Consider the following 20,222-nt stretch of genomic DNA (forward strand, 5'->3'; position numbering starts at 1 on the left):
CCGGGACGTCGACTTTTGCGCCGCCAGACTGGTGCAACCGGCGGCAGCTTCATCATATAGTGCTCCGCGGAACGTGGCGGCTGGGGCTGCGTTCCTTTTGAGGCCGCGTCTCTCGCGCGGGATGGAGACACTATGATTGTTGCTGATGTGATGAGCCGCGGGATAGATCCCGTTTCACCGGAGGCGACCATCCAGCAGGCGGCCATTCGCATGGCAGAGGACGACGTGGGCGCCGTTCTGGTCGGCAGCGACGATCAGCTTGAGGGGATCCTCACGGATCGAGATATCATTCTGCGGGTGGTGGTGGACGGCCTCGACGTCACCTCGGTGCGCGTCCGTGACGTGATGTCGTCCACCCTGTTCACCTGCAACGAGATGGATCCGGTTGCGGACGCTCTGAAGGAAATGACCGAGCGGCAAGTGCGCAGACTGCCGGTGCTCGACAGCGAAGGCCGTCCGATCGGCCTCGTCACCCTCAGCGACCTTGGCAAGCGGGGCAGGGACCCCGGGCAGGCCACGGAAATTCTGCGCGAAATCGCCGAGCCGCACCGCCGCGAAGCGCGGCCCGACAAAGGCGAAGACGCCGGCACGCCCCAATCATGACGCTCGCCCAGGTTTTCGCCTTCGCCATTGTCATCGGCATGATGGCCCTGTTCGTATGGGGGCGGCTCCGCTACGACCTGGTGGCCCTGCTCGCGCTGCTTGCATCCATCGTCACGGGAATCGTAGCCCCCGAGCGTGCATTCACCGGGTTCAGCGATGAAATCGTGATCATCATCGCCAGTGCGCTGCTGGTGAGCGCGGCCGTTGCCCGCTCGGGCGTGGTTGAAACGGCGCTGCGCTGGCTGGGGCCTTATCTGGTCACGCCGCGGATGCAGATCCTGGTTCTGGTCACCGCGGTCACCGCGCTCGCGGCCTTTGTGAAGAACATCGGCGCGCTCGCCATGCTGATCCCCGTCGCGTTCCAGATCGCCCGGCGGAGCGGAACGCCCGCATCATACTTCCTGATGCCGATGGCCTTCGGGTCCCTGCTCGGCGGGCTCACCACCCTGGTGGGCACCTCGCCAAACATCATCGTCTCGCGCATGCGCGATGATCTCCTGGGCGAGCCTTTCAGGATGTTCGACTTCACGCCGGTCGGCCTCGGCATCGCCGCGACGGGCATCGTCTTTCTCGTGCTGGCCTATCGGCTCCTGCCCGTGCGCAAGGGCGCGGCCTCCATAGACGCTGCCTTCAATATCGAGGGCTATGTCACGGAGGCGCGTCTGCCGGCCGATTCGAGCCTGGTCGGCAAGACCGTTGCCGATCTGGAAGCGCTCAGCGAAGGCGAAGTCAATGTGACGGCCATCATCCGCGAGCGCTTCCGCCGCTACACCCCTGCCGATCACTGGACGCTGCAGGCCGACGACCTTCTCATCCTCGAGGGGGAACCGGCCGCGCTCGAGCAATTGGTGGCCCGGGCGAGGCTGAAGCTGGTGGAGGAGAAAGACGCGCCTGCTGCCGCAGGCGGAAACAGCAGCGACGAAATCGGGGTGATCGAGGCCGTCGTCACCGCGGAGTCTCCGCTCGTCGACCGCTCCCCGGCCCAGGTTCGCCTCGCCGAGCGCTACCAGCTGAAGCTCCTTGCCATCAGCCGCAGCGGCGCGCGGATCACCCATCGCCTGCGCTCGACCAAGTTCAGGCCCGGCGACGTGATCGTCCTGCAGGGCAACCTCAATGACCTGCCGGAGGCCTTGGGCGAGCTGCGCTGTTTGCCTCTGGCCGAGCGGGGCATACGTCTCGGCCGCGGCCGGCAGGGCATTTTGCCGGTGGTCGTCTTGGCCTGTGCCATGGTGCTGGTGGCTCTGCACCTGGTTCCGGTGTCCATCGCGTTCTTCGGTGCCGCGGTCCTGCTCATCCTCTTGGGCTCGCTCACCCTGCGCGAGGCCTACGAGGTGATCGATTGGCCGATTCTCATCCTGGTGGGCGCGCTCATTCCGGTCAGCGAGGCGGTGCGCACCACGGGTGGAACCGATCTGATCGCCGCGTGGCTCTCGGCAGCGGCAAGTGCCCTGCCGCCCATGGGCGCGCTCGCGCTGATCCTGGTTGCCGCCATGGCCGTCACGCCGTTCCTCAACAATGCCGCCACGGTCCTGGTCGTCGCGCCGATCGCCGCCAGCATGGCCACCAATCTCGGCTTCAACCCGGACCCGTTCCTGATGGCCGTCGCGCTCGGCGCCGGATGTGACTTCCTCACCCCCATAGGCCATCAATGCAACACTCTGGTCATGGGCCCGGGTGGATACCGTTTCGAGGATTATTGGCGGCTTGGCCTGCCCTTGTCGGCACTGGTCGTCATCGTCGGCGTGCCGCTGATTGCGCTGGTGTGGCCGATCTCGGGATGAAGCCTGCGCCTGTCGCGATCTTCCCTGAGCCAGCGGAACAGCTCCTTTCTCCGCGCCGCCGAAAGTTGGGCCCAGCTGTCCTTGGCGCGCTCGTGAATATAGGGGTCGGTGGCCGAGCGACTGCGCTCCCCCACGGCGGCCGGTGGCGAAGGCGACCGATCCAGGGTCGGCTGCAAAAAGCTGGCAAATTGGAACATCGTGTCCAGTCCGGCCAAATCGGCCGATTCGATCGGACCCGTAACGCCCAGCCGCCGGCCGATGCTGTTCTTCACGACGGCGTCGATCGCCTCCGCCGATGCCGCGCCGGACGCCCAGAGCGACCACGCTTCCCGCAGGATTGCGAATTGGATGCGATTGCCGATGAAGCCGGGAAGTTCGCGATCGATCACGACCGGCTCCTTGCCGGCCGCACGCAATTGTGCGCAGGTCCAGTCGATTGTCTCGGGCGAGGTTTCGGGCGCGCCGCAGACTTCGACCAGCGGCAGGAGTTGTGGTGGATACCAGAAATGGGTGGCGATCACGCGGCCCTTGTTCTTCACCCGTAGCGCCAGTTCGCTGGCGGGATGGCCGCTCGAGGACGCCAGCACGGCCTCCGGCCGGGTGATCTGATCCAGACGCTCGAAAATGGCGAGCTTGAGCGCCATGTCTTCCGGCACGGCCTCGATCACCAGCTCGGCGGCGGCCGCGTCGTCCAGTTCGGTGCTCGGCCGAATGCGCGTGATCGCCGCCGCAACGGCTCCGGCCTCCAGCAAGCCCTGCTGCACGAATTCTTCCAGGCTGTTCCTGATGCGATCGACGGCCCGCGCCAGGCTCTCCTTGCTGCGGCCGATGAGGATGGTGTCGGTCCCGGCCGATGAGAACACTTCTGCTATGCCATGGCCGATGATGCCGTTGCCGATCACGGCCAATGTCCGCAGGTTCAGATCCAAATGAGCCTCCCCTTCTACTGCTGCCGGAGCTGGATGGACCTGGCTCGCCACAGCCCGCCCGCTCCTGGCGTAACCCGAACGAGGGTGTTGGAAGAACCTTCGCTTGGCCTTGCGCCGCGCGTCAATCAAATCATGGAATGGCGCCGCAGTTGGCAGATCGGGGGGACCATACTATTGCTGATCTCGTGCGGATGAGTGTCGGCGCCCGGTGGGCGGAGAAGGCGGGATCGACGTGAGGGACAGCAAGGTCGGCAGAATCGAGAAGGAGATTGACACGCGCGAGCGTCTGCTCGATGCGGCCCTGCGCGTGTTTGCAGACCGGGGCATCGACGCGGCGACCTTGCGCGAGATCACCGAGGCGGCCGGTGCGAATATCGCGTCCGTAAACTACTACTTCCGCTCGAAGGACGAGTTGACCCGCAGCGTGCTGGAGAAATGCCTAAAGCCAGTCAACGACGCGCGTCTTGCCGCCTTGCAGCAGCGGCTCGCCGAGAGCAAGGGCGGCGCGGCTGCGCTCGAAGACATTGTCGAGGCCCTCGTCCGGCCGATGGTCGAGCACAGCGTCGACAGCCGGGGAGGGCGGGCGCCGGTGCGGCTCCTCCTCCAGGTCAGGGCCTTGCCGCGCCCGTTGACCAACACGATCCTCGCCGAGCAGTTCGATCGTATCCACCGTTCGTTCCTCGACGCATTCGCAAAAGCGCTTCCGGAGCTCAGCCCGGCGGAGATCGCGCTTCGCTACGATTTCGCGCGCGGCGCGATCATGCAGATCCTGGGCGATTTGGATCCGGCCTCGCGGCACCTGCCGGGCCTGACGGTAGGCCATTCCGGACTCGACGACGAGCACGTCATCCAGCACCTCACCCGCTTCATCAGCGAGGGCTTCCGCGCCCCCGCTCTTGAAGCCTGTGCCCATAATGGGGCGGCACGAGGCCGGCCATGAGCCAGCCGCACAAGCTCACGATGTCGTAGACCGGCAAGCCTGTGTGCTCGGCCAGTGACCTGGCATAGGGCGGCATGTTTGCGCATTCGAGCACGAGCGCGCCGACCGAAGGCGCCCGAACCAGCAGTCTCTCTGCTGCGTGCAGCACCTCGGCCTCGAGCACCTGCGCGTCCGTATTGCGGTTGTCGGCGATCATGGCCCAGAAAGCGCCGTCGCGCGGCAGTCCCTCCATCGGCACGTCGCCTTCTATGCCGACCGAGCGGAGGTGGCGAGCGGTCAGCTGCGCCGGGTCCATCGTGAGAACGCCGACCGTGCGCCCGGCCGGCAGGAGCCGCTGCAGAAGCGGAACCTGCAGCAGGCTGGACGTTCCCACCGGAACGGGCAGAGCCGCCGCGAGCTCCCGCTGGAAAATGGCCAGGAATCCGCAGGTCGTCGTGATGGCGCTCGCACCGTGGCGCACGAGGTCGCGGCCGGCGTCGATGAATGCATTCAGGAGGCCGTCGGCCTGCCTGTCGATGACGCGAAGGGGCCGCGCGCCGGCCACGATCCGGTATTGCACCGGAAAGGGCCAGGTCTCCAAATTGCCCGCATCGCCCGGAAAGCGGCGGAAGCCGGTTTCCAGCACCAGAACGCCGAGGCTTTTCCCGTAGACCGTTTGCCTGTCCACTTCACTCTCCATTGCCAAACGATTATTTAAAATATACGATTTACGCAAGACGACGGGGGATCGCATGTGCTCCCAGCTCTATAGCGTGATCGGCAATGGTCCGATACGACCGCCCGCCTTCGCGCCTTATCCGGACACGAAGCGCTTCGGCGGCACCGCATGAGCGACTACGATTACATCATCGTCGGTGGAGGCTCGGCCGGGTGCATTCTCGCCAACCGGCTTTCGGCCGATCCCCGCGCCCGGGTGCTGCTGGTCGAAGCCGGACGGGACACCCCGCCTGATGCGGTCGAAGAGGCCATTCTCGACAGCTATCCGCGCATCGCCTACTTCAATCCGAAGAATATCTGGCCCGATTTGCGCGTTCACTTGGGAACCGTCCCGCACAATCGCCCCGAGGCGGCCGCTCCGCGGCGCTACGAGCAGGCGCGCTTGATGGGCGGCGGTTCGAGCCTCAACGACATGCAGGCAAACCGCGGCACGCCGGCCGATTACGATGCTTGGGCGGCATCCGGGCTTGCCGGCTGGGACTGGGAGAGTGTCCTGCCGTATTTCTGCAGGATCGAGCGCGACGTGGATTTCGGCGGCCCGCTGCACGGCAAGTCCGGCCCGATTCCGATCCGCCGCATCTTTCCTGAGGCATGGCCGAAGTTTTCCCGCGCCGCCGCCGAGGCGTTCGCCGCGCAGGGCTTCCAGGCGCTGAAGGATCAGAACGCGGAGTTCGCCGACGGCTTCTTCCCGGTCGCCATCTCCAATATCTACGACCGGCGCGTTTCCTCGGCGATCGGCTATCTCGACAATGCCACACGGGCGCGCCCGAATCTAAAGATCCTGGCCAACGCCCAGGTCTGCGAGATCGTGATGAACGGCAGGCGCGCCGAAGGGGTGGTGGTCCGCCATGACGGGACGATGCGGCGGTTCGGTGCCCGGGAGGTCGTCCTTTCCGCCGGCGCTCTGCATTCGCCCGCGCTGCTCATGCGGGCCGGCATCGGCCCGGGTCCCGTCCTGCGCGACGCCGGCGTCGAGGTCGTTGCCGATCGCAGGGGCGTCGGCGAGAACCTGCAGGAGCACCCCACTATTTCGGTCTCCGCGCACATCCCGAAGGAGGCGCGCCTCGACCGGACCATGCTCAGGCGCCACATCCATGTCGCGCTCCGCTACAGTTCGGGCTTCGCCGAATGTCCGGTCAGCGACATGTACATGGTCGCGGTGACCAAGACCGGCTGGCATCCGGTCGGGTGCCAGATCGGCTCTCTGATGACCTGGGTCAACAAGGTCGCCTCCCGCGGCCATCTCCGCATCAAGGCGCCCTCGCCCGATCTGGAGCCGCACGTGGAGTTCGCGATGCTTTCGGATCACCGCGATGTCGAGCGTCTCAAGAGCGGCTTCCGCCTGCTTGCCAAGCTGTTCGACACGCCGGCCATGCGTGCGGTCGCCAATGATCCGTTTCCGACGAGCTACAGCGAGCGCATACGGGATCTCGGCATCGTCAGCCGCAAGAACCTGGTGCTGACCTCGGCACTGGCCACGCTGCTCGACGGACCTGGGTGGGTGCGCCGGCAGCTGTTGCGTCGCGTTGTGACCGAGGACGACCCGCTGGAGCGGCTGCTTGCCGACGACATGCTGCTTGAGCAGTTTGTGCGAACCAAGGTTCACGGCGTTTGGCACGCGGCCGGAACCTGCCGGATGGGCCTCGAGAACGATCCCCTGGCGGTCGTGTCCAGGAGCGGAAAGGTGATCGGCGTCGAAGGTCTGCGCGTCGTCGATGCATCGGTGATGCCGGACATACCCAGGGCCAACACCAACCTGCCGACGATGATGATCGCGGAACGGATGAGCGATCTCATCCTCGAAGAGGCGCGTTCCCCTGCGCGTGAGGCGGTCGTCCTGGAAGCATCCGATTGACGGCTCCCTAAGCGGCCGCCACCTTCATCCTTCCGCCCGACAATCCGTATTTCTTGTCGAGCCCGAGCGCACGGAAGATCCGCAGGCCGTTTTCGAGCGCGGGTCCTTCCAGATTGGTGAGCGGCCTTCTCAAATCGCCGCTCGGCAGGCCCACCGCCTTCATCAGCGATTTCACCGCAACCGGATTGATTGCCGAATAGGTATAATGCAGCAGAGGCAGAAGCCTGAGGTAGTTTTCCCGGAACGCCATCGCCGATTGATCGTCCGTCCACGGCTTCGACAGGTCGGCCATCTCCGCCGGCGCCAGGTTTCCCGTCATGTTCGCGGTTCCATGTCCGCCCAGCGCCATTGTCGGCACGACCAGGCCGAGATTGGGCGAGTCGCAGCACATCACCGAGACGTCGGGCTTGCCCGCAATCACCTGAGCCACCTGGCCGACACGGCCGGTGGATTCCTTGTGAACGACATAGTTGGGGTGGCGGAAGATCCGCAGCAGCGCTTCATGGCCGAGATCGGTCTTCACGCGAGGCGGATTGTTGTAGACGCCCAAGGGCAGCTCCACGGCGTCCGCCACCTCGAGGAAGAAGGATTCGATATCCGCTTCGGATGCGCAGATATAGGCAGGCGCCGCAAGGATCGCCCCGTCGCCGCCCTCGGCCTTGGCGAATTTCACCATGTCTATGGTGGCTGCGGTGTTTGCGCCTGTGCAGCCGTAGAAGAGCTTCATTTGGCCCTTCTTCATCCTGGCCGTGCGGGCGATGATCTCGCGGCGCTCCTCTTGGCTCAGCATCGAGACCTCGCCGGTCGAGCCCATGATCAGGACCGCATTGGTCCCGTTCGCCGCCTGGAAGCTCAAAAGCTCCTGGAATGCCTCGAAATCGGGCGAGCCGTCTCGATTGAACGGGGTGATCAAGGCGACGAAGGAGCCGTGAATGCGCATCTTTTCCGACATTGAAAAGACCCGAGGTTTGTCTGCCGCGTGCTTGGAAAACGCGTGATTAAACATATGTTTCAAAAATGTGTTTGTCAAACTGCCTTCGCCGCCTGCGGGGGCTCGCCGCCTCAGCCGCGGCTCCATTTGCCCATGGACGCGCTAATGGCGTAAGTTGGAGGTCCTTTTCATCCGGGAGCCAAGCCGATGGCGGGAAGCACGGAGAACGGTCAGAGGCAGCTTGGGCGCTCTTGGCGGGTAGCAGCCTGGACCAGTGCAGCGCTCCTCCTGCTGCTGCCGTTGGTGGCGATGCAGTTCACCGATGAAGTGAACTGGACCATGGCCGATTTCGCCTTCGCCGGCGCCCTGATCGTCGGCACGGGCCTCACTTTTGAGCTGGCAACGAGGATGACGGGCAGCAATGCGTATCGAGCCGCTGCTGGTGTTGCGCTCGCGGCGGCATTCCTGCTGGTCTGGATCAATGCTGCCGTTGGCATCATCGGGTCTGAGGACAACCCCGCCAATCTAATGTATGGCGGCGTGCTGGCCATCGCCGTCATCGGCGCCCTCATCGCCCGCTTCAAGCCGGACGGCATGGCGCGCGCGCTGTTTGCGACTGCGCTCGCTCAAGCCTTGGTCGGCGTCATCGCGTTGGCTGCGAGGTTTGGATCCACAGCGCCCAGCTTTCCGGAAGCGATCGTATTCCTGACTGGGTTCTTCGCCGCGTTGTGGCTCATCTCGGCTTGGCTGTTCCACAAGGCAGCGCGGCAGCAAACGTCCGCCGCCGACCGCCGCTTCCGCTGACGCTCGTTCGGGACATCAGGCATCCGCCATTCCGAGTCAGGCGCTCAGCACGTCTTCGATCCGGATCGGCAGTGCGCGCACCCGTCTACCCGTCGCGTGAAACACGGCATTCGCGATGGCGGGCGCCATGCCGACCAGCGCGATCTCGCCCAAGCCCTTTACGCCGAGAGGATTGACATGCTGGTCTACCTCGTCGACGCAATACGCCTCTAGGTGCGGAATGTCGAGATTGACCGGCACGAGATAGTCGGCCATATGCGCGTTGACCGGACGGCCGTCGCGCCGATCGAGCGTGGTGCGCTCCATCAGTGCCATGCCGATGCCACCGACCATCCCGCCGATGCATTGGCTTCTGGCGAGGTGGGGATTGATGACACGGCCGATTCCGTAGGCACCCAGGGCACGGCGCACCCGGATGGTGCCGACGTCGGGGTCGATGGCCACCTCCACCATCACGGCGCCGAAGGCATGCATGGAGAAGCGCCGCGCCGCCTCGGGATCGCGCGAAGCCGAGGCCTCCGCCTCGATCGATCGCCCGGCGCCCGCCACAAGATCTCCGTAAGCCTGCCCCGGGGCCGTATCGCCACGGCGGCGCAGGCGCCCCTCAGCCCATTCAACGCCATCGAGCGTGGCGCCGAAAACGGGTGAGCGCTGGTCGGCGATCGCCAGCTTGGCCGCTTCCTGCTGTGCCGCGATGCAGGCCGCGCGGACGGCAGTCCCAACCGAGGCCATGGTCCATGAGCCGCCATGGGACGGTGCTGGAGGATAATCCGAGCGGCCGAGCTGGAACCGCACCTGCTCGACCGGCAGCCCCAATGTCTCGGCGGCCACCTGGGTCATTGAGGTATAGGTGCCAGGCCCCATATCGCTTGCCGCGACCTCGACCTCGGCCGTGCCGTCGGGGTTCAGGCGCACCCGTGCGCTCGACTGTGCGTGATAGGCGGGATAGGTCGCCGAAGCGGCACCCATGCCGATGAGAAGCCGCCCATCGCGCATCGATCGCGGGCGCGGGTCGCGGTTGGACCAGCCGAAGCGCTCCGCCGCAAGGTCGTAGCACTGCATGAGCGAGCGGCTGGAGAAGGGCTTGCCTTCGGCCTCGTCGATCGCCGGCTCGTTGCGGCGGCGCAAGTCGATGGGGTCGATGCCGAGGGCGTAAGACAGTTCATCCATGGCGCATTCGAGCGCGAGAATGCCGCTTGCCTCGCCTGGGCCGCGCATATAGGTCGGGGTGCCGGTATCCAGCGGCTTCAGCCGATAGCGCGTGCGGACATTCGGGCAGGAATACATGTAGCCCGTGGCGTTGATCAGGGCCTCGATGAACTGTTCGTAGCGGCTCGTCTCGGCGACCCCCTCATGCACGACGCCGGTCAGCTTGCCGTCGCGTGTTGCGCCGAGGGCAACCCGTTGCAGGGTGCGCGGTCGATGGCCGGTCGTGAAGAACATCTGCTTTCGGGTGAGCACCAGCTTCACCGGCCGTCCGACCTGCCGCGCCGCCAGGGCGGCGAGGGTGACATGCGGCCAAGTCCTCAGGCTCGTGCCGAACGCGCCGCCGATGAACGGGCAGATCACCTGCACCTGTTCGGCCGGAATGCCGAATACGGCCGCGATCTCGGCCTGTTCATTGACCACGAACTGGCTCTTGCTCCACAAAGTCAGCCGATCGCCGTTCCAGGCGGCAACGGTCGCGTGCGGCTCCATCGGGTTGTGGTTTTCGCGAGCGATGTCGTAGGTCTCATCCACCTTCACCTGGGCACTCGCAAGCGCCGTATCCGCATCGCCGCGCGCGCTGTCTGCGGGAATGCGCGCATCCGGCTCGGCGGCAGCCTCCGGGATAATCGCCTCGGCATTGGCGTCGGCGGGGTCGACGACGGGCTGCTCTCTGTCATAGGTGACCTGCAGCGCAGTGGCGGCGCGTTCGGCCTCGTCGAGGGTTTCCGCGACCACAACGGCCACGGGCTGGCCATAAAAGCGAACCCGGTCATCCTGCAAAACGTGCAGCCGTTCCCCAATGGCAGGATCGATGTAGCCCCTATGAGCACCGTAAGCGAGCCGCGGGGCGTTTTTATGAGTAATGACGTCAACCACGCCAGGCATTTTCTCGACAGGCGCGGCATCGATGCCGGTCACCCGGCCGAGACCAACGGTCGCGCTGACGATCACCGCGTAGAGCTGGCCGTCCTGATTGAAATCGGCCGCATAGCGGGCGCTGCCGGTAACCTTGGCGCGGCCATCGACACGGGGCAGCGGTTGTCCAACGACAGTGCCGGTCATGCCACCTCTCCCGCCATTTCGAGGGCCCGGACGATTGTCCGTGGCAGCAGCTCGACCTTGTAATGGTTGTGCTGTAAAGGCCGGGCCCCTTGCGTCGCCAGCCGGGCGGTCTCCTCGAAGGTCTGCCGCGTCGCTTGGCGCCCGATGAGCGCCGCCTCGCAGTCTCGCAGGCGCCAAGGGCGCGTGGCCACCCCGCCGGCCGCAAGCCGCGCCTCCCGGATCACGTCGCCCTCGATGGACAGCGCCGCTGCAACCGAGACCAGCGCGAATTCGTAGGAGGCACGGTCGCGCACCTTGAGGTATCGGGCGCGGCGACTATAGGCTCCGTTGGGAATCCGCAATTCAAGGATAAGCTCGCCCGGCCGCAACGTGTGTTCGAGATGCGGGGTGTCGCCCGGCAGCCGGAAAAGCTGCTCGATCGGGAAGCTGCGCTCGCCTTCCGGTCCGCGAACCCGCATCGTCGCATCCAGCGCAACGAGAGCGACGGCCACGTCGGAGGGGTGTGTGGCGACGCAGTATTCGCTCGTGCCGAAGATTGCATGGCCGGCATTGAGGCCGTCGAGTGCCGAGCAGCCGGAGCCGGGCGTTCGCTTGTTGCAGGCAGCATCGAGCATCCGGAAATAGGGACAGCGCACACGCTGCAACAGGTTGCCGCCCATGGAGGCCATGTTGCGCAATTGCGGCGACGCGCCCTCGATCAGGCTTTCGGCGATGATCGGCTGAAGGCGCCGGACTTCAGGATGGGCAGCGACATCAGCCATGCGGGCAAGCGCGCCGATGACGAGATCACCACCCTCGACACGGATATCATTCATCGGCAAGGCATTGATGTCGATGAGCCGGTCCGGACGCTCGACCTCTTCGCGCATGAGATCGACAAGGGTGGTGCCGCCGGCGATATAGCGCCATCCTGCTGCGCCGGCCGTTACCGCCTCCTCGACGCTTCCAGCCTTTTGCAAGGCGAAGGGCAGCATGATCAGGTCCTCCCGGCCGCGTCCGCAATAGCCGCCACGATGCCCGGATAGGCACCGCAGCGGCAGATATTGCCGCTCATCCAGAACTGGATCTCCTCGGGCGACCCGGCGTGCCCCTCCGCGATGCAGCCGAGGCCCGACATGATCTGGCCTGGAGTGCAGAAGCCGCATTGCAGGCCATCATGCGCGATGAAAGCGGCCTGAAGTGGATGCAGGTCGCCGCCCGCCGCGACGCCCTCTATGGTCTCGATGCTGGCGCCGTCATGCATTGCCGCCAGGGTGAGGCAGGAGAGCACCCGCTTGCCGTTCACCAGCACGGTACAGGCGCCACAGGCACCCTGATTGCAGCCCTTCTTGGTGCCGGTCAAGCCAAGTCTCTCGCGGAGCGCGTCAAGCAAAGATTGCCGCGGGTCGAGTTCTAGCTGGTGGACTTGGCCGTTCACGGTCAATTGCGCGCTCGTCATGGGGAACGTCTCCTCGGCGTTGGTCTCGACGGCTCCTATGGCGCCGCTGGGCAACGCGACAACCGTGGCTGCCCCGCCGGCGAGCTGCAGAATCTGACGGCGTGAGATAGCATTGGCTGAACAACGGCCTCGTAAAGGCTCCACCGGACCCTCGTGCTCGCTCGCCGTCATGGCGCCCGTTCTCCACAGCGTCAGCACGTGAGGATTGCATCACGCCCCACTAATTGGGCGGGAAAGCCGATCCACCAGCTCATCGTAAATGCAAAACCGCCGAGGCGTCCAAGGCTTCCTGTCCGTAGGATTAAGAGCAGTTTCCGCATGTATAGCTCGACTCAAGCACCCTGGGGCGTGCCGAGCGAAGTGGATGCCGGTTCGCATAGAGACCGTCAGGGGGCTTTATCGCCGGCATCTGGCGAATAATGCTTGTGTGGAACGACCACGATGTTTCCGACAAAAGACTTGGAGACGAACAGCTTCTGCGCGTCGTGAAGCTGCGACAGCGGGAAGGTCGCTGCAATCACCGGTTTTATGGCGCCACTCTCGATATGTCCGACGACCCGCCGGAAGGCGGCCCGCGTTCCTTGCGAGGAGCCATGAAGCTGCAGATGCTTGAGATACATCGTACGAAGATCGAGCTGAACCACCGGGGCCCGCGATTGCACCCGCCGGTGTATCGTCCCTCGAGCCGAAGCACATTGAGCAGCTTGCTAAACAGCGGACCTCCGACGAGATCGGCCACGACATCCACCGGTCGGCCCTTGGTCATTGACAAGAGGTCGCCATGGAAGTTGTCGCTGTCGCGGAACACGATGTCCTCCGCGCCAAGCGCCTTCACCGCCTGCTCCTTCCCCCGTCCAACCACGGCATAGGGGATCGCGCCCTGCGCGCGGCACAGCTGGATGAGCCCGGAGCCTACGCCGCCCGAGCTCCAGTGATCAGCACGGTTTCGCCTCGTCGGACGCCTGCCCGGTCTAGCATTTGCTCGCCCGTGTGATACGCGCACCAGAACGTCGCCAGTTCTGCATCGCTATAGCCGGCGCTCAATAGATAGGCATTTTCAGAGGGCACGGCCGCATATTCCGCATAACCGCCGTCACGCCCATGCCCGATATAATCGATGTCTGCCAGGCTGTTGTCGTCGCGGTTGTAGATCGAGGCATCTACGATGACCCGCTGCCCGATACGTTCCGCGGAAACGCCGGCCCCGACAGCGATGATCTTTGCCGACGATGTCGGCGCCCTAAACGCGGGGAAATGTCAGGGTCGAACGTCCCCGCCGCCAGGTAGACACCGCCTCCCTCCGGATCATCTTCGGTGCCATAGGCGCCTTCCCGGACCCAGACATCGGTATTGTTCAAGCCGCAAGCCGTGACCTCCAGGAGAACGTCCCCCGGCTAGCAGGTCGGGACGGGCATATCGCGATAGACCAGTTTGTCCACCGCCCCCGTGGCCGGTCAGAACAATGGCCTTCATGGTTTTCGGGATCATCCGTCCTCATCGCTCTGCTTTCGGGCTGTCGGCACCGGGTAAGCCGCGCCACCTTGTGACGAGCAATGTCTCGTGTCAACGCGGGTCCGGTGCTACGCCGCGCCTGTGCCGGTTTGAATCCCCGCGCTGAAACCGTCGCATGCCTTGGCGGCATGCGGTCCATAGCCACAAGGTATTTGTCTCGGGGCCTGCTTCGGGCTGATGATTGCACCGAGAATTGCGAGGCGTGCCGTGACAATGCATCAGGAAGAAGCCGACCGGACCAAGCCCAGCGGGGCCGCGTCTCCCACCATTGCCCGTCCCGGGGAATATTTCTTCGAAATGGCTGGGCTCGACGAAGTTCAAGGCGGGCCGGACTATTCTTCCGCCGTCGGAACGGCGGTCGTCGGAGAGCGGATGATGACCGCGCTGATGCGCATGCCGGCGGGGACCGGCTCGGACCCTCATTCCCATCCCAACGAGCAATGGATCTTCGTCCTGCAGGGAACCCTCGAGATGTTCGTCGGCGAGACCTCTCGGCTGGCGACCCCGGGAATGGCGATCTACATTCCGGCTGACATCGTCCACCACGCCAGGGTGTCCGGAGATGATGACGTGGTGTTCTTCACGGTAAAGGACACCTCCCACGGTCTTCATGGGACCAGGCAAGGTTGACGATGGCAAGAACGCCAGAAGATTACGCCCAACGCGGAATTGCCGAGCTGATCTCGCTCCGCGGCCGGAATGCAGTGATCACCGGCGGCGCCCGCGGCCTGGGCTACGCCATTGCGCGGCGGTTCGCCGAAGCCGGGGCCAATATTCTTGTCGGCGACAAGAACGCTGAGGGTGCGGCGGAAGCGGCGGGCAATCTCGCCTCGGCGTTCGGCGTTAAAGCATTCTCGTCACAGCTGGACGTTGCCGATTCAGCCTCCATGGCGCAATTCGCGGACGAGGCCGACAGCGCGTTCGAAACAGTCGACATATGGGTGAACAATGCCGGGATCTTTCCGGCAGCCGTCCTGGCAGACACGACCGACGACGAGTGGGATCTCGTGCAGGACGTCAATCTGCGCGGGACGTTTCTGGGGTGCCGAGCCGCCGCGCGGCGGATGAGGGAAACCGGCCGCGGCGTCATCATCAACATCACGTCGGTCAGCGGCTATCGCGGCAGGCCCTCGATCGCCCATTACGTTGCGGCAAAGCACGGTGTGGTCGGGCTCACCAAGGCACTGGCCATGGAGCTCGGCCCGCTCGGCGTGCGCGTGCTTGCCGTCGCGCCGGCCATGACAGAGACGCCAGGGTTGCAGGAGCAGCGGGCACGCTACCGCGAGAACAGCGAAGCGGCCCAGGGTTTCAAGGAGATGGAGCAGAAGATCTTGGCCAACTTTCCGCTCCGCCGCTTCGGGCATCCGGACGATATTGCCCGCGTGGTTCTGTTCGCGGCCAGTGATCTCGCGGCCTACGTGACCGCGACCACGATCTTCTGCGACGGCGGCATCAGCGCCTTTTGAACCGATCGCCTCGAGGCGAGTGCTATTGCGCGGCCACCGGCGTGCCGATCGCAGCATTGACGGCCGGCAGCACCTTTTCGGCCATCAGGATCATGGACCGGCGTGCAATCTGGGGATCGGCCCAGTCATGGCCTGCATAGACGATATGGCCGAACTCGCCGATCTCGTCGCGCAACGCCAGGATCTGGTCGGCAACCTTGTCGGCTGTCCCGTAAGTGATGAGGCGGTCGCACACATAGTCGAGCGTGATCGCATCGTCCGGCATGGACGGGTCTTCCTTGAACAGCCCAAGCCGGTTTCCCGCCCGCATCTTGGTGAGGATCTGCCGGTAGTAGAACACATATGGCCCGTTGGGATCACGGGCATATCGCTCTGCCGTGGCCTGATCGTCGGCAACCAGAATGGAGCGCGCCACGCGCCAATTCGAAGGATCTGCCAACCTGCCGGCCTGGGCGCAACCCTCCGCATAGTTCGGCCAGTGGGTCGCAACCCATTTCGGCAGTAGGAAGTTTGCCGAGATGGGATCCCAGCCACGGGCCGCCATGGCCGTCACCCCTTTGGAGTAGGGCGCAACGATCGTCCCGATGATCGGCGGGTGGGGGCGCTGATAAGGCTTGATGATCGACCCCTGCCCGATCTCGCGGATCGTGGTCTTGCGCGTGGAGATGTTCCAGAACTGGCCGGTGAGCTCGTAGGGCGCCTCGCTCGCCCACAGCGACAGCACCATGTTGATCGCTTCCAGGAACATGGCGTTCCGGTCGTTCTCGAGATTGCCGAAGATCTCGGCGTCGGACATCAGGCCACCGGGGCTGATCCCGAACATGAGCCGGCCTTCGAGCATATGATCGAGCATGGCGACCTGCGCCGCGATGGCGGCCGGGTGGCTGTTGGGAAGGTTTACCGTGCCCGTTCCCAGACGAATGCGTTTCGTCTCATAGGCCAGACTTGCAAGGAAAGCGATACAGGAGGTGATGTTTTCAGCAAGATCGGTCGTGTGCTCTCCACAATAAGCTTCCGCAAACCCAAGTTCATCGGCGAGAATAAATGCCCCTCTGTCCTCCCTCAGCGTGACCGATTGCGGCTTTTCTAGAGGGTGGACCGGCATCGTGAAGAAAGATACTTCCATCATCGCCTCTGAACATCGCTATTCAAAGAGATGTTTAGCAGGTCGCTCTGGGTATCAGAAATTATATTGCCTTATATGCGCTCCAACATCTCCTGATATCCCGCCTTGGGTGATGGCCCCACAGCTTCTAAAGCGTGTTCTCCGAAATGAGGCGTTCCAGTTCTTCTGCGAGGGCGTCGGCGAACAGCCGTGCGACGGGCGAGAGGGAGCGCGTCGCCGGCTCGATCAGCACGTACCCGACATCGAGCACCGGATCGACCAGCGGATGCAGCTTCCGCACCCGGCCGTCCTGATCCGGAGCGCACAGGACGCCGGGCAGGATGGTCACCCACTCCGACTTGGCCACCAGTTCCAGCGTGCCCATCATGGCGTCCATTTCCAGCAGGGCCGAGACGCGAGCGCCTATGCTTTGGAGATAGTTTTCTATTCTGATGCGCCGCGCATTGGCTTGGCTCGGCACGATCAGCCGCAAAGGACGCTTCTCTTCCGCAAGCCGGACGGGTGAGAGATGCTCGCGATCGGTTGCCACACTGGTGAGCAGATATTCGCGGTCGGTCCCCAGATAGCGCGAGGCGATGCCCGGCACCGTCTGCCCCGCCGGAACCATGGCGAAATCCAGCGTCCTGTCGGCCACGCGTTCGGAAAGCACGCCGCTATAGGCCTCGGTTATGCGCACATTCACATGGGGATACTGGGTGGTGAAGCGGAGCAGTGCCGGTGCAAGCACCGCTCGCGTGAAGGTCGGCATCAGCCCCACGTGGACCTGGCCGGTCACGGCCCCAGCCATCGTGGAGATGTCCTGCTTTATGTCGCTGACCTGGCGGAGAAGCTGGGTTGCGTGCTCGTAGAGGCGATTGCCGATCCTCGTGGGCACGACACCTGACGACTGGCGGATGAAGAGTACAGCGCCCATGGCGGCCTCCAGCTCCTTGATCTGCATGGACAGGCCGGACTGTGTCGCGTTCTCGCGGCGCGCCGCCGCAGTGAAGGAGCCTTCTTCGTAAACCGCGACGAAATAGCGGATCTGGCTCAGCTTCATCGGCGACCTCCCCATCAGCTAATCTGATAGCCTTTATGAAGCAAGACAATTTGCAATGATAGACCCGGTCGGTCATATTTCTCGCATGAGCTTGCGGGTTTTCCATCGAGCAGATGATGCAGGGGCAGAGGCCATCCCGCTGAGCCCGGACGCCCAGGGCCTGCGCAAGGTGCTCGGCTGCTTCACCACCGGTGTCGTCGTTGCGACCACGCTCGGGCCTTCCGAGATGCCGGTCGGGTTGACCATCAACTCGTTCAACTCGGTTTCTCTGAACCCGCCGCTCATCCTGTGGAGCCTGTCGCTTTCGGCACCGAGCCTTGCGGCCTTTCGCGGGCACCCCGCATTTGCCATCAACATCCTGTCGGCGGATCAGGCGGATCTTTGCCATCGCTTCGCCAGGCCGGCCCGCGACAAGTTCGCCGGAATCCCCTGGTCGCGAGGGTTGATGAACGTTCCGCTGCTCAGCGATGCTCTCGCCTCTCTCGAATGTGCCGTCTGGAGACGCCATGAAGGCGGCGATCACGAGATCATCATCGGCGAGGTCAGGCACCTTAGGGCGACCGACAAGGCCCCGCTCGTCTATCACCGGGGCCGCCTCACGCAGCTGCCAGCCGACGACAAGTCAGGTTCCATGTCCGCCATGGGAGGATTGGCTTGACCTTCACCGTCGCCATTGCCGGTTTCGGATGGTGGGGCAAGCACATCGCCACGCGGCTGAGCGGCAACGAGCGGATCCGGGTCGTCTCCATTGTCGAGCCGGCGCGGCAACGTCACCCGGAAATACAGGCGCTCGGCTATCAGATCGACCTCGACCTCGCGGAGGCCCTCGCCCGCGATGATGTTCAGGCCGTCATTCTGACCACGCCAAATCCACTGCACGAGGAGCAGGTGATTGCCTGCGCAGCCGCGCGCAAGCACGTGTTTTGCGAAAAGCCCCTTGGCCTGACCGGGGAGAGCGCGCGCCGGTCGGTGGCGGCATGCAAAAGAGCCGGCGTCACGCTCGGCATCGGCCATGAGCGTCGCTTCGAGCCGGCCATGCAGGCTCTGATGGCCATGGTCGCACAGGGCGATTTCGGCACGGTCATGCATGCCGAGGCAGCGTTCAGCCACGACAAGCTGATCGGCGTGCCGCCCGGCGATTGGCGGCGGTCGAAGGCCGTATCGCCCGCGGCCGGCATGACCGCGATGGGCATCCACCTCACCGATCTCTATATCGCCATGTTCGGCCGGGTGAGCACCGTGCAGGCGATGACGGCCGATCGCATTCTCGGCTGGGAAACGGGCGATGTGGTCACGGTCCAGCTGGGCTTCGAGGCCGGCATGACGGCGAGTTTGAGCGCGGTGCTCTACACCCCCCATTTCATGCGCATGCATGTTTTCGGTAGCGCACAATGGGTCGAGATCCGCAATGACACCCATCCGGATACGCCCGGGGGCTTCGCGGAACTGGTGCTTGCCCGGACGGGTGAGCCGCACGTGACCCGCCGCTTCGGCTGGACCGATTCGGTCGTGGCCAATCTGGAGGCTTTCGCGGAGGCGGCGCTGGGCCGCGCCGACTATCCGAACACCCATGAGGAGATGATCCACAATATCGAGGTTCTCGAGGCGATTGCGCTGTCGGCGGCGCATCGGGAAACGGTGCATCTCGCCGCGCCGGCCGCCGCGAGAATGGTCTCGTGACCGGCCAGGCGGTGCAACGGATCGGCAATCGGATCCGCCGGTCTTGGGTGTGGCGACAACGACCCGTGGCATCCGACCTGCTGAAGGATGCCCGAAACAAAAAGATGGGAGGAAAACGTGAAGCTTGCTTACGCTCTATGTTCGGCTTTGCTCCTGGCGGTCGGCATTTCGGCCGCCTCGGCTGAAAACTATCCGACCAAGCCGATCAGGATGATCGTTCCGTTTGCTGCCGGTGGGTCGACGGATACGACCGCCCGCATCATCGCTGAAGGCATGACCGAGATCCTCGGCCAGCCGGTCGTGGTTGAAAACAAGCCGGGCGGCCTGGGTATCGTTGCCATCGAGGAAATGGCCCGGTCCAAGCCCGACGGTTACACGGTGATGATGGGTAGCGGCATGGTGAACGGCGCCACCGTGGCCATTCACCCCGGCAAGTTCAGCATCGACTACGACAAGGACGTCACGGTCGTCTCCCGCGTGGCGGACGTGCCGGCCGTCTATGTCGCCACGTCGAAGAATTTCCCGCCCAGCAACATCGAAGAGTTCCGCAAATACGCCAAGGAGAACCCCGGCAAGGTCCGCTACTGCTCGACCGGGGTCGGAAGCGCTCTTCACATCGAGATGTCGATCTTCATGAAGAAGGAAGGTCTCGATCTGGTTCATGTGCCCTATGCGGACGGCAATACGGCTCCGGACCTCATCAACGGCGACCTGCACTTCTGCTCGCTCAACATCATCCAGGCAAGGCCGCTGATCAAAGCGGGCCATATGAAGCCCATCGTGGTCACCACGAACGAGCGCCTGCCCGACTTTCCCGACACGCCGACAATGAAGGAGCTCGGTTATCCCGAACTGTCGGCCAATTACTGGGGCGCTCTCTACGTGCCCGCGGCCACGCCGCCGGAAGTGATCGACAAGCTGTTCAACGCGACCGTCCAGGCTCAAGCCATTCCCAAGGTTCGCGAGAAATTCCTGTCGAACCAGATGATTCCGGTCGTGTCCAAGTCGCTCGAGGAAGCCAAGGCGTGGAATGCGAGCGAGCTGGAGCGCTGGCGGAAGAATCTCGCCGAATCGGGCGTCCAGGTCTCGGAATAGCTCGAGACAGCAAGATTTGACGGTCGCGCCGTCCG

At 64.2% G+C, this 20,222-nt stretch carries 18 protein-coding genes and 1 pseudogene; 10 read left to right on the plus strand and 9 right to left on the minus strand.

The genetic code is table 11. From position 1 onward, the window contains the following. Positions 1-132 precede the first annotated feature (132 nt). Both E4P09_RS08470 and E4P09_RS08475 read left to right on the plus strand, forming a co-directional pair. A complete protein-coding gene (locus E4P09_RS08470; RefSeq protein WP_137389046.1) occupies positions 133-603 on the plus strand; it encodes a CBS domain-containing protein in 471 nt (156 codons plus the stop codon). Next, entirely contained in the window at positions 600-2,384 is a 1,785-nt protein-coding gene (locus E4P09_RS08475) for an SLC13 family permease (RefSeq protein ID WP_137389047.1), read from the plus strand. The genes E4P09_RS08470 and E4P09_RS08475 overlap by 4 nt, the downstream gene beginning before the upstream one ends. Here E4P09_RS08475 and E4P09_RS08480 read toward each other — a convergent pair. Further along, on the minus strand, positions 2,297-3,313 hold the full coding sequence (locus tag E4P09_RS08480) for a 3-hydroxyacyl-CoA dehydrogenase family protein (RefSeq protein WP_137389048.1): 1,017 nt from the start codon (positions 3,311-3,313) through the stop codon (positions 2,297-2,299). The genes E4P09_RS08475 and E4P09_RS08480 overlap by 88 nt on opposite strands. Positions 3,314-3,545: 232 nt before the next feature. Here E4P09_RS08480 and E4P09_RS08485 point away from each other — a divergent pair, with 232 nt between their 5' ends. Next, positions 3,546-4,253 carry a TetR/AcrR family transcriptional regulator gene (locus E4P09_RS08485; RefSeq protein ID WP_137389049.1) on the plus strand — a complete coding sequence of 236 codons (708 nt, stop codon included), beginning with the start codon at positions 3,546-3,548 and terminating at the stop codon, positions 4,251-4,253. Here E4P09_RS08485 and E4P09_RS08490 read toward each other — a convergent pair. Further along, positions 4,183-4,920, minus strand: a complete 738-nt coding sequence (locus tag E4P09_RS08490) for an aspartate/glutamate racemase family protein (RefSeq protein ID WP_239025064.1) — start codon at positions 4,918-4,920, stop codon at positions 4,183-4,185. The genes E4P09_RS08485 and E4P09_RS08490 overlap by 71 nt on opposite strands. Before the next feature lie 159 nt (positions 4,921-5,079). On the opposite strand from E4P09_RS08490, the gene E4P09_RS08495 reads away from it, so the two are divergent. Further along, the gene (locus E4P09_RS08495; protein ID WP_137389051.1) at positions 5,080-6,825 is read left to right on the plus strand and encodes a GMC family oxidoreductase; all 1,746 of its coding nucleotides are present in this window, start codon (positions 5,080-5,082) and stop codon (positions 6,823-6,825) included. A 7-nt stretch (positions 6,826-6,832) separates the two neighbouring features. On the opposite strand, the gene E4P09_RS08500 is transcribed toward E4P09_RS08495, so the two are convergent. After that, positions 6,833-7,777: a 4-hydroxy-tetrahydrodipicolinate synthase family protein gene (locus E4P09_RS08500; protein ID WP_205042045.1), complete on the minus strand. Its 945-nt coding sequence runs from the start codon at positions 7,775-7,777 to the stop codon at positions 6,833-6,835. A gap of 186 nt (positions 7,778-7,963) precedes the next feature. On the opposite strand from E4P09_RS08500, the gene E4P09_RS08505 reads away from it, so the two are divergent. Then, positions 7,964-8,560, plus strand: a complete 597-nt coding sequence (locus E4P09_RS08505; RefSeq protein WP_137389052.1) for a hypothetical protein — start codon at positions 7,964-7,966, stop codon at positions 8,558-8,560. A gap of 36 nt (positions 8,561-8,596) precedes the next feature. Here E4P09_RS08505 and E4P09_RS08510 read toward each other — a convergent pair whose 3' ends face one another. From E4P09_RS08510 to E4P09_RS08525, 4 genes and pseudogenes are all read right to left on the minus strand, one after another. Then, positions 8,597-10,831: a xanthine dehydrogenase family protein molybdopterin-binding subunit gene (locus tag E4P09_RS08510; RefSeq protein WP_137389053.1), complete on the minus strand. Its 2,235-nt coding sequence runs from the start codon at positions 10,829-10,831 to the stop codon at positions 8,597-8,599. Then, positions 10,828-11,805: an FAD binding domain-containing protein gene (locus E4P09_RS08515; protein WP_137389054.1), complete on the minus strand. Its 978-nt coding sequence runs from the start codon at positions 11,803-11,805 to the stop codon at positions 10,828-10,830. Before E4P09_RS08515 ends, E4P09_RS08510 begins: the two co-directional genes overlap by 4 nt. Positions 11,806-11,807: 2 nt before the next feature. Then, positions 11,808-12,440, minus strand: a complete 633-nt coding sequence (locus E4P09_RS08520) for a (2Fe-2S)-binding protein (RefSeq protein WP_338048993.1) — start codon at positions 12,438-12,440, stop codon at positions 11,808-11,810. A 215-nt stretch (positions 12,441-12,655) separates the two neighbouring features. Beyond that, a pseudogene (locus tag E4P09_RS08525) lies at positions 12,656-13,757 on the minus strand (alcohol dehydrogenase family protein). A 237-nt stretch (positions 13,758-13,994) separates the two neighbouring features. Between E4P09_RS08525 and E4P09_RS08530 the strand changes: the two are divergent. Together E4P09_RS08530 and E4P09_RS08535 are read left to right on the plus strand one after the other, a co-directional pair. Then, positions 13,995-14,411: a cupin domain-containing protein gene (locus E4P09_RS08530; RefSeq protein ID WP_239025102.1), complete on the plus strand. Its 417-nt coding sequence runs from the start codon at positions 13,995-13,997 to the stop codon at positions 14,409-14,411. Between the two features lie 2 nt (positions 14,412-14,413). Then, positions 14,414-15,247: an SDR family NAD(P)-dependent oxidoreductase gene (locus E4P09_RS08535; protein WP_137389056.1), complete on the plus strand. Its 834-nt coding sequence runs from the start codon at positions 14,414-14,416 to the stop codon at positions 15,245-15,247. Between the two features lie 22 nt (positions 15,248-15,269). Here E4P09_RS08535 and E4P09_RS08540 read toward each other — a convergent pair whose 3' ends face one another. Both E4P09_RS08540 and E4P09_RS08545 read right to left on the minus strand, forming a co-directional pair. Continuing rightward, positions 15,270-16,376 (minus strand): LLM class flavin-dependent oxidoreductase, encoded by a 1,107-nt coding sequence (locus E4P09_RS08540; RefSeq protein ID WP_338048994.1) that lies wholly within the window; start codon positions 16,374-16,376, stop codon positions 15,270-15,272. Between the two features lie 124 nt (positions 16,377-16,500). Then, entirely contained in the window at positions 16,501-17,412 is a 912-nt protein-coding gene (locus E4P09_RS08545; RefSeq protein WP_170984301.1) for a LysR family transcriptional regulator, read from the minus strand. A gap of 85 nt (positions 17,413-17,497) precedes the next feature. Here E4P09_RS08545 and E4P09_RS08550 point away from each other — a divergent pair, with 85 nt between their 5' ends. The 3 genes from E4P09_RS08550 to E4P09_RS08560 all read left to right on the plus strand — a co-directional run bounded on the left by E4P09_RS08550 (position 17,498) and on the right by E4P09_RS08560 (position 20,187). Further along, positions 17,498-18,070, plus strand: coding sequence for a flavin reductase family protein (locus E4P09_RS08550; RefSeq protein WP_137389058.1), 573 nt, complete (start codon positions 17,498-17,500; stop codon positions 18,068-18,070). Further along, a complete protein-coding gene (locus E4P09_RS08555) occupies positions 18,067-19,092 on the plus strand; it encodes a Gfo/Idh/MocA family protein (RefSeq protein WP_170984302.1) in 1,026 nt (341 codons plus the stop codon). Before E4P09_RS08550 ends, E4P09_RS08555 begins: the two co-directional genes overlap by 4 nt. A 117-nt stretch (positions 19,093-19,209) precedes the next feature. Beyond that, positions 19,210-20,187, plus strand: a complete 978-nt coding sequence (locus tag E4P09_RS08560; RefSeq protein ID WP_170984303.1) for a Bug family tripartite tricarboxylate transporter substrate binding protein — start codon at positions 19,210-19,212, stop codon at positions 20,185-20,187. Positions 20,188-20,222 lie beyond the last annotated feature (35 nt).

This window comes from Rhodoligotrophos defluvii (assembly GCF_005281615.1).
GTDB classification, from domain to species: Bacteria; Pseudomonadota; Alphaproteobacteria; order Rhizobiales; family Im1; genus Rhodoligotrophos; species Rhodoligotrophos defluvii.